The organism is Capnocytophaga sp. oral taxon 338 str. F0234 (assembly GCF_000192225.1).
Lineage (GTDB): Bacteria > Bacteroidota > Bacteroidia > Flavobacteriales > Flavobacteriaceae > Capnocytophaga.
The window spans coordinates 1-11260 of record NZ_GL872421.1; the positions used below are offsets into that span (position 1 = coordinate 1).

Consider the following 11260-nt stretch of genomic DNA (forward strand, 5'->3'; position numbering starts at 1 on the left):
TAGGCATGTGTGATCCTTCCAATCCAAGTACAGGGATTGTGAAGGTGGAATTACCTTCGGGAGCCTCTCCTCAGTTTCCTATTACTTATACCTTATATAAGGTAGTGGGAGGGGTACGTACGGTTGTGATGAAAGCAGGAGTACCTGTAAAGAAAACGATCACTACCAGGCCAGCGAATATGGAGGATGCAAATGCTTTATTCAGTGATATAGAGAAATTAGGAGCAGGTGAAGGTTATGAAGTGAAGTTTGAGTCAGGTTGTTTTGATAAATGGATTCCTGTACCGGATTTTGGGTCATTAGCATCTCCGACGGTGCGTTCTAGTTCAGCGACGCAGTGTGCGGGGAGGTCATTGACATTGAGTGTAGATTTACCGGCGAGTTTGTATGATATAGAGTGGAAGTCAGCTCCTGCGAGTGCATTATCGGGGGTATCGTCAGCGGATAAGGCCAGGTCAAGTATTACGTTTAATGTAGGGGAAGATGCGGAGTATTGGGTTACCTATAGTATGAAGTCAGGATTTGGCTGTACGCCGAGTCAGAAGGATACGGCGAAGAAGCGAGTGAACCTTACGCGTAGCAATTTTACGGATGGAGATATAAGTGCTTTAAGTGATATTCAGGTAAGTTTACCATTGAACAGTTGTACAGCGAATGCGAGTTGGACGGCTCCGGTGATCACAGATACATCGGGTTGTGGTTATAAGCTTACATGGGAAGTAACAAAGCCAGATGGGAGTAAGTATACCCCTCCGACAGATGCGGACGGCAATAGTCAGGGTACGAGTTGGAATGGATTTCCAGTAGGAGAATCTACGGTGACCTATAAGGTAGAAGGGAAGATTTCAGGCGGCACAGTAGGGACAAAGCGATTTAAGGTAACGGTAACGGCTCCGAATATTAACCTACAGGTTAATAGTAGTTTTGTCAGTAGTGTAGGCAGTAGTACATCGCTTACGAGTGTAACGAAGGGGACAACGGTATATTATAAGGTAACGATAAAGAACATGACGACCCAGGCCATTACAGGAGGTGCGTTGCGAGTTACCTTACCGAGTGCGAGCAATGGGAACTATGAGTTACCGTTGGCAACGGATCCGAATATAAATAAGACCGAGTTGGGATCATCGGTGAATGTGACCTATGATACGGATCCACGGGTAATGATTTTAGCGAATATAGATGGGAGTGTATTGACGCAGAATGCGGAGCGTTCTGCGTATATCCCGATTAAGATAAAGAGAGATCGTCCTTGTAGTGAGTATGAGAATGCCTGTTCTGGAGTTTTATCTGGCAAGGCTGAGTTCAGGTACCAGATAGGGAGTGCGTGTCCTATGTCAGGGAGTGTAAGTGGCTCCTCTGTAGCAGTGGGGATAGATAATAGTGATTGTGTAAGACAGGAGTTACTCTGTCAAGGGGGTAATGTACACCTCAGTGCCAGGGGGAGTGGTTATACGGGATATGCTTGGTTTAGTGGAGGCAGTGATGGTACGAGCTATACGGCTATACCAGGGACAGGTCAGAGCCAGACAGTTACCACAGCGGGTTACTATAAAGTAGAGAAGACAGCGGTGTGTGATGGAGCGACAGTGAAGGTGAGTGAGATTATCCAAGTGATAGCCAGCAATGATAATACGCCGGGAGGGGATCCTATTCGTAATTTGTCAGGAGGAGCAGGAGGTGTATGTAGTACTACGAGTGATTGGGTGAGCCACTTCTACTTGTGTGATGGGAGTACACGTCAGTTGCAGGTAGGATTCTACCAGGCACAGGATGTTTTATGGCAACAGGAAGCCTCAGGGTGTGCGCCTGCCTCAGCGAACTGTGTAAATAAAGGGGATAGTTGTTGGACAACAGTACAGAGTGGCAGGAGTTTTACGTTAAGTACAGCGGGTAGATATCGTTTAAGAGTAAGAGAGGCAGGATGTACGAGGGATTACTATTTTGAGGTATTCACTGCGGGCTTGGAAGGGACCGTTACCAATAAGGTAGATCATACGGATCTTTCTCAAGGAGCGGCGACAGTGGAGATGAACACCCACCATGTACAATATAAGTATACGGTAGTGCGATTATCAGATAATCAGGTATTATATAATAATGTATTAGGACCTTCTCTTACGAGTCCTACGCCCCATATATTGAATATAACGGGATTGGTAGTACCGGGGACACGTACGTATGATGAATTTAAGATAACCATCACATCTTCACCGGAGAGTACGTTAAATGGTTGTAAATGGGAGCAGACGATAAGGATAAACTATTCTCGCCAGATGAAAGCAACGGTTACCTTCACGAATTTATGGAAGGAGGATCAGTGTAATAAGGCGCGATATGATTTTAGCATTACAGGAGGACAGCGGGATTATAAGATTCTTGTATATAAGATAGATGGAGCGTTGGCGAAGCCCTCGTATGTAGGGGTATTGATGGAGAACATTCCGGATAGTGAGTATAGCACCCATACCCCTAGTAATGCATTGGGTACAGCGCCGGATGTATTCCAGGCTTGGCTTGAGGTGCCACGGGAAGGCAGGTATATCTTTTTGGTAAAGGATAGTGCGGGTCGTTTTGCTGAGACCAATGAGGTCATAGTAGGTCAGACGTCCAAGTATGGGGTTCAGGTGAGCACGGAGGGGAATCCTCTGTTATGTGCTACGGCGAATGGAGCGACCATAAAGGCAAGGTTTTTGGATACGACGGTTCCATCGCCACAGATAAAGTTATCAAAGTATAAGTCAGATGGCACGATAGATACAAGTTTTCCAGTACAGACGAATGCATCGGGAATCTTTCCTAATTTAGGAGCGGGCAAGTATAGAGTGGATTTGAGTTACTTGATGAGTGGGGTAACGGGCGCCAGGTGTCATACGATAAGGGAGGTAGAGATCAGCAGTCCGGATCCTATAGAGGCATCGGTAGGAGTTGTGAAGGATATAAGTTGTTCTACCGACACGCCCAAGCAATTTGAATTAAGAGTGAATTGGGTTAAGGGCGGCGTTCCTCCGTACACCTATTCTACAGGAGGGGCATATACTTCGGATACGACCTTGAAGGTGAGTGGGGGAAGTAGTGCGAATCCGAAGGTAAAGGTATATATAAAGGATAAGAATGGTTGTATCAAGGAGGTAGAAGTGATGGCGAAGAAGGATTTAGAAGAGCCAACGGTACAGCTTCCGATAAATGTAACTTATGATTGTGCTGGGAATGGTACCTTTACCATTACGCCACAGGCGCCAGCGGGTCATACGTATGAATATGAATATAGTTTGGATGGAGGGGTAAGACAGTTGCCTAATGGAGCAGGAGGAGCGATGACTTTTAGTGGTTTGGCAGGCAAGGCGAGTCCATATCAGGTAGGCATCTACTACAGGGAGCCATCAACCACTTCAGTCAATGAATTGTATAAGGAGACCTTTGGCGACTTGGATACTGCGGGCTGCAGTGATGGAGCTCCTGCGATATTAGGATGTGCCAATGCCACAGGAGAGCTTTCAGCGGGTTCCTATGTGGTAACCAAGCAGTTACCTACTTCTACGGATTATATATCAGTGGCGGGGACAGGTCGTTACTATGCAGCACGTACGGCAGTGAGCGGCAGTTTGAGTTTGTATGAGAAAGAGATTCATAATGTAGTGCCAAGGCGTGGGGTAAGTGTAAGTTTTAAATATATCAACTTAGGTCAGACCAATGCGACGCAAGCGAATGTGGACTTGAATGTCATTTTGGAGGTAGCCAATCCAATGGGAGGCGGCTTTACCCGCTTCACAAAGAATGTGCCGAGTTTGGCACGAGGTGCAGGATGGGGGACAGCGACGATAGCCTTTGATGAATTAGAGGGCTTCAACCAGAATGCGAATAAGGTAAAACTGATTATAGAAGCCAGGAGGGCTAATACGGCAGTAGGATTGGATGATATACGTGTTTTCCAACCTACGGAGAACTGTCAGACCGCCAAGATCATTCCGGTGCAGGTAGTTCCTAATCGCGGTTTTTCAGCTATGGTAGTCTCTACAGTACCTCCGGACTGTCAAGGAGGAGAAGGAACGATCCATGTGAACTTACGAAATGTAGATGCGGGAGCTAGCTATACCTACCGACTTTCAGTCAGTGGCATGAACCATAGTATCACCTTGGTAGGAGGAGATCGTTTGGAGATTCCGGCACCGGTAGGTACCCATAGGGTATTTGTGACGATGACAAGGACAGATGGTACTTCTTGTGAGGTAGAAGCAGGGAATGCGACTATTACAGATGTGCCTCAGTTGGTTATCAGAGAGCTTACCATCCAGCCAAAGGGTTGTGCTGCACCTTACCTAACGGCAGGTGCTACGGTGAAGGTATCCTATGGAACAGCCCCTTATAAGGTATTGTATAAGGAGGTGGGAGGTAGCTGGCAGAGCACTCCTGCGACAAATGATGCGACTATAAGCTTTGATGGTTTGTCCGATAATAGGGCTTATGTGTTCCAGGTAGAGGATGCTAAAGGATGTAAGTCAGCGGAGATAAGTAGGTTTATTCCTGCCAAGATAGATTTAGCGGTGGATATACAGGAGACTTTGTGTTTTCCACGAGGCGGAACGGCTAGTATCAATATCCAAGTAACGTCAGGTAATGGAGGATATGAGTTCAGTAAGGACAATGGAACCACATGGGTGAGTGATCCTAGCAATCCGACCCAATATGAGTTTGATGGATTGTCACCGGGTACTTATCTTATAAAGGTAAGAGATCAGTTAGGCTGTGAACAGAGTAAGAGTGTAACCATAGGAGCCACTTTAGAGGTAGACCATACCTCGGATAATGGCTATGATTGTAGTTCAGCACCTCAGGAGACCATAGAGATATTGGTAAGAGGGGGTGTAGCCCCATATAGCCTACAGTGGAAGCGAGGAGGTAATGCAGGGGATCTGTTGGGTTATAATCCAAGTACGGATAATGATGGAGGGAATGTAAATATAACAGGTCCGGTACCATCGGGGTCAGATCAGAAATATACGGTAGTGATAAAGACGGCAGGTACTTATCACTTTAGGATAACAGATAGTAAGATTATCTGTGTACAGACCACCACAGAGGTGGTAGAGGCTGTACTTCCAGCATTTTTATCGAGTGCGAACTTAAGTGCTAGTGAGATAGGCTGTGCGGGAGAATCCACAGGAATCATAGGAGTTCCTGATGGTTCGGGAGGCTACCTTTCTATAGAGCATGCGATAGATAGGACAAAGGGAGTAGCTCCTTATACGATTACGATTTTTCATTCGGATTCAGGGGGAACTACAGGAAGTCCAGTAGGCAGCAATACAGGTCGTAACTTGGCTGCAGGTTGGTATAAGGTACGTCTTACTGATAGTAAGGGCTGCTATGTAGAGAAGTTGTTAGAAGTGAAGGAGATAGCTCGTCCTAATTTAACAGCTACTAAGGAAGGCGATATAAGTTGTGATACATCAGGTAACCGTCAGTTAGGAAAGATACGAATGGGCTTCACTACAGCACCGATGGGTAATTACTTCATAGGTTTGTATAGGGATAATACCTATACAGCATTGGCAGTGAATGAAAAGCCAACGCCAGAGAATACAGGTAAGACTTTAACAGGGGTTACTTCAGCCAATGAACTCTTTGATTATCTACCAGAGGGAGATTACTATCCTGCGGTAGTGAATTTAGCAACAGGATGCTTTACTAAGTTAGCGAAGATAACCATTACAGGGACTAACTTATCGGTAAGTGTAGGAAGTGTAACGAATGTAACTTGTGATAAAGTAACGGTAGAATTAAAGGTAAAAGATACTCAAGGCACCATAGATGAGACTAAGTTAAAAGTGGCATTCTATAGAGGTACGACTCCATCTTCGAGTGATTGGTTTACCAGTACCACTACCACGGGTACGGGTAACAATAAGGAGGTTATCTTCACCAAGGAAATTCTTCCTAAGGTACCTTATAAGATAGCGACCAATTATAATGGATGTATATCCATCCATGATTTACCAGCTGCAGATAATACAGGAGCAGCAACGATCACGCAGAAGCGTATACCAGCTCTTTGTGGCGGCAGTGTGCACTTGCACTATGAGGCAACAGGTATGCAATCGAGTGTAACCTCAGTGGATTGGGCAGTTTATGAATATCCTATGGATCCGAGAGTACCTACACCACCGGGCGTAACGGCAAAGGCAAGTGGTACAGCAGCGGTTACCTCAGGAACGGCGACCATTACTACCACAACCGCTTCTTTGCAAGCCCATAGACAGTATATCTTGGTATTGAGAAACAGTGTAGGAACGCCAAAATGTGTATTAGGTTCTAAGGTCTTTTCGGTGAGTGAATCACCAAGTCCATTGGCTTTGGTAAGTGCCACAGTTACGAAGAACTCCTCTTGTAATGCATCAGCGGAGGTTACTGTAACGGTGAAGGATGGAACGGGACCTTACCGTTATACGATAAGTCAGGTTTCTACAGAGCCTACTTTGTCAGAATGGAGTCATGCAAATGTCATAGCCACAGCGACTCGTAGTGTGATTATAGACAAGACCTTTGTTGCCACTTATGCAGGGAAGATAGAGGGGACTCTTACAGGAAGCGTATGGTATGTTCATGTAAGAGATGCTCAGGACTGTGTGGTAACCCAACAGGTAACGGTCTTCAAGGATGATACAGCACATATTACGGGAGTAGAGGTAGATAATCCATGTGTAGTGGGGAATGAGTATACAGTGAAAGTAACCTTAGATAAGATAGGTAGTGGACAGCATTATTATACCTTCAAGCCAGTGGGCGGGGTTGAGAGTGCGCGTCAGCCAATTCAGTTTACACAAGTGAGTACCTCTCCTGCGCGATGGGAAGGATATATCTACCGTGTTTATGCAGATGCTACAGCAAGGGAAGTAAGGATTTATGACCAGAATGGCTGTGTTTCCAATATATTTAGTCCATTTGAGTTCAAAGGCAAGGTTACCTTTACAGTGACGCAGAGCAAGCCTATCACTTGTCAGAGTCCTGGAGATGGAGAGATTACGGTATCGCACATAGAGAATTTCCTTACAGGGAAGACCTATGGTTATCGTTTGGTTAGGGAAGAGCGACATCCTGTATATGATCCTCTTACAGGGGAACTTATAGGGGAGACCACTACGGATGTGATCGTGAAACCTAATACATTACTTTCCTCATCAGCGGATTTTACCATAGGGGTAAGTACGGCAGGACGATATAGAGTAGACATTTATGAACAGAGTCGTCCGGACTGTGCCTACTCACGAAGCCTTACCATAAGGGATAAGGTAACACCTGTTATGCAGTTGCAGAGTACCGATAACTCTAAGTGTTATAATGCAGCACAGACATTAGGAGCGAGTGAAGGAGGTCAAGCTACATTACTTACCTCACCAGAGAGTGAAGCGCCGATGAGTTATACTTTGGTAGGGGCAAGATATGCTGATGATGGTACACCTGTTACCTTGACTATACCGTCCACCTATCAGAATGTATCGACAACCAATACGCATGTAGAGGTTACCAATAATGGTAGGAAGGTAACCTTCAAGAAGTTATTGGGAGATGTAAGAGGAATTGTCTATACAGTAAAGGCGAAGGCGAAGAATGGTTGTGAGGCGACAACGGAATTTACGATATATGGAGTGAAGCCGATATTGATAGATATCAATAGGGCGCAGGTGGTACAGTTTGCATGTAGTGGAGATCAGGAGCTTCCTGCTAAGTTAAGTTTACCATTGGGAGCTATTACGGGAGGATCAGGAACATATCGCTTTACGCTTCTCAAGGGAGGTGTGCCTGTGCCAAGGAATGAGAATCTTACCGAACCGAGCTTTACGATCACCGATGAGACAGGAGGTAGCTATAGATTACGCGTAGTGGATGCGGTGTACAGTTGTGATCCAGTAGAGATTGACTTTACAGTTCCAAGTCCCGTTCCAAGTGGTTTACCTACCCCTACGCCAGCCACTCCAGCCAATAGGGATATTCGTCCATTCATTAAGATTACGAATGTGGCAAGTGTAGAACAACAGGATATCACTTGTAATGCAGGGGAGAGTATAGATGTAACAGTTACCTTATCTCCTGCCACCACAACGGCTAAGGATATATCAGTCACCTTAAGGAGTCTTGCGGGAGGCTTTAACCAAACGCAGACCATTCAGGTTACCGGTAGTAGTGGAGTAGCTCACTTTGTCAATGTTCCAATGGGCAACTATAGTGTAACGGCGATGAATCCAGAGACAGGCTGTATCACTTATGGGCAAGCCTATAGGGTACAGGATCCGAACACGTTCTCTATTACGGCTACGAATGATAAGCCAGTGAAGTGTTATGGAGGCAGTGATGGAGAGATTACCCTTACTTTTACCGATTTGGATATGGACAATGGGGATCAAGCGAGTGCGGGCTTTAGCTATACGATAACGAGCATTACCAATCCGAGCATGGCACCAATTACAGGTACTGTAACGGGAGCGACCACCACCACGCTCAATAATTTGCCTTATGGCACCTATAATGTAGAGGCAAAATCATTATCTACGGGATGTGTAACGAAGATACCTTCTATCTTCAATATTCGTCAAGCGGATCAGCCAATAAATATTACAGCTAAGGCAGAGGTGCCAGATAACTGTAGTGGAACGGGATCAGGAGAGATTTCCTTAGTGATAACAGGAGGAATAGCTCCATATAAGATAACCATTACGGGAGATAATGGACATACTCAAACGGCGACAGGGGTTTATAACCGCTGGGTATTCATAGGATTGCCAGGTGGGAATGCTCCAGGGGTGACGGCACACTATACCTTTACGGTAGAGGATGCATGGGGATGTACTACAGCGACAGTAACTCCGAGTCAGGTGGACATAAAGCGTCCCATGCCGATAGATTTCACTCCGGTTGCCGATACCCAGGTGAGTTGTTTAACGATGGAAGATGCTACGATAGAGGTTTTGGGAGTAACGGGAGGTTCTCCAGATGATCCTAATAATCCAGGGGTGACTACCTACTATTATGAATTAGTACATAGTACGCGAGGCTCTATAAGGCCATTACAGACAAGCAATAAGTTTACGGATTTGCCAGCGGGACATTATACATTAAGGGTAATGGATCGATGGGGCTGTTATAAGGAACAACAGTTTGACATTAAGGATCCTGTTCCGATAGCGGTAAGTTTTGTAGGCACCACTTCATTATTGTGCTATGATACGACGGGTAGTGTAGAGGTAACCGCTACAGGAGGTACTCATCCGAGTGGGACACCAACCTATACCTTTGAACTTATTGATCAGGCTACGGGTACGGTAGTGAAGACAGAGGAAAACATTAGTGTATTACCTCATAGGATCACCGGTTTGAAGCCGAATGTGGTCTATGCGGTAAGGGCGATAGATGGGGTAAAATGTACAGGTACCTCAACAACGATAGTGCTCAGTACGGCACCGAACCTCAATGTAAAGGCTACGTATGAGGATGATTGTACGGACAACCACTATGAGGGTAATATAGTCATCACCTTTGATGAGGCAACGGTGGATTACTCTAAGGTACGTTACTCTTTTGATGGAGGAGCCACCAAGCATGCCTTTACAATGTTCTCAGGGGCACAGGCGCGTATAGACCGCAATCATGCCAGTGTAAGGCCATCTTCATTACCACAGGTAATAAGTTTGTACTATACCGATGGGGGAACATCCTGTCAGGGTGAGACCAATCCGGTAGTGATTCCGGTGGTAGAGGACTTGCTATTGATCAAGGATCCGAGCTATACGCCAGAGATCAATGAATTGAAGGTATTAGGGAAGAATGGGGTTCCGGAATATACCTATTACTTCAATGGGGTGTACTATGGAAATAAGAGTTTGTATGTAGTTTCCAAGGGGGATCCAGAGGGTATAGATCCGATGGATGGCAAGCTAAAGAAGAAGATAGAAGTGAAGGTACAGGACAGCAAGGGATGTACGGCAGAGGCGACCTTCTATATGGAATATATAGATATAGAGATTCCTCGATTCTTTACTCCGAATGGAGATGGAGATAATGATACGTGGGCTCCACGTAATACGCAGCATTATCCTCATATACATACGCTCATTTTTGATCGTTATGGTCGATTGCTTAAGGAGTTAGGACAGCGAGAGAGCTGGGATGGGGTATATCATGGCAAGCCGATGCCAACGGGCGACTACTGGTATATCATGACCTTGGGCGAAGAGGGCGAAGATAGAGAATATAAGGGACACTTTACCCTATTTAGATAATATAGAACAGAAATAAGAAATATAATGAAAAAACTAGCGTTATACGTATGTGTGCTTTTAGGTTTACCCAGTGTGATGGGGCAAGAGCTACAGCTTCCTGTGGGGAATCAATATTTATCGGATAGTGAATTTTTGATTATGCCCACCTATGCAGGGATAGGGAATAATGTTCGTGTACGTCTTTCGGCTACCAGTCAGTGGGTAGGGATAAAGGAAGCGCCGGACTATCAGAGCTTATCGGGAGATATGCGTTTGGGTAACCGTAGTGGCTTAGGGCTCTCCTTGTATAACGATCGAAATGGATACACCAAGCAGATGGGGGGGAAGTTCACCTTCTCCCACCATTTGACCTTGGATAGTTATGACAGCCATTTTGTGTCGTTTGGGATTTCCTATATAGTGAATTCTTTTAGGATAGATATAGATAAGTTCACCTCAGCGGGTCGTCCTACGGCGGACTTAGGGGTTACGGATAATCGTTCGACGATTAATCATAACTTTGAGGTAGGGGTTTTATATCGTTATAAGGGGATCTTTGCCAGTGTTTCGGCAACGAATATATTGAATAAGAACAAGGAGATGTTTGATATAAAGGAGCCTACGAATCTGAGGAATTACAATGTGTATGCTGGGTATAGGTATAAGCGTACTCCCAGCAGTAATTTGGAGATAGAGCCATCGGTTTTTGCTCAGTATATGGAGGGAGATGGTCGTTCGTTGATGGACTTGAATTTAAAGTTTCGATGGTTTGATTTTGAGGACTATTATTGGGCAGGAGCGACGGCACGTTTTTTAGGGGATCAGACATTAAAGCCCTTGAGTGTAGGGCCTATGTTGGGGCTTAAGAAAGGGGTATTCTACTTTGCTTATGGTTATAATCTGATGCTCAATAGCCTGCGTTCTTATAACTCAGGAACCCACATGATTACGCTGGGAATAGATATGTTCCAAGGAATCGGCGGATGTAACTGTACTGAAAGGTAATT

General features: G+C 45.3%; 2 protein-coding genes. Both read left to right on the forward strand.

Translation table 11 applies throughout. From position 1 onward, the window contains the following. The first annotated feature begins 38 nt into the window (after positions 1-38). Complete coding sequence (locus tag HMPREF9071_RS11595; protein WP_216698075.1) at positions 39-10274, forward strand: T9SS type B sorting domain-containing protein; 10236 nt, start codon at positions 39-41, stop codon at positions 10272-10274. 24 nt (positions 10275-10298) lie between these two features. Further along, positions 10299-11258, forward strand: a complete 960-nt coding sequence (locus HMPREF9071_RS11600) for a type IX secretion system membrane protein PorP/SprF (protein WP_009401511.1) — start codon at positions 10299-10301, stop codon at positions 11256-11258. Positions 11259-11260: the final 2 nt, after the last annotated feature.

Excerpts from the sequence above, each read along its gene's own strand:
- HMPREF9071_RS11600 (WP_009401511.1), top strand. The coding sequence starts at position 10,299 with ATGAAAAAACTAGCGTTATACGTATGTGTGCTTTTAGGTTTACCCAGT.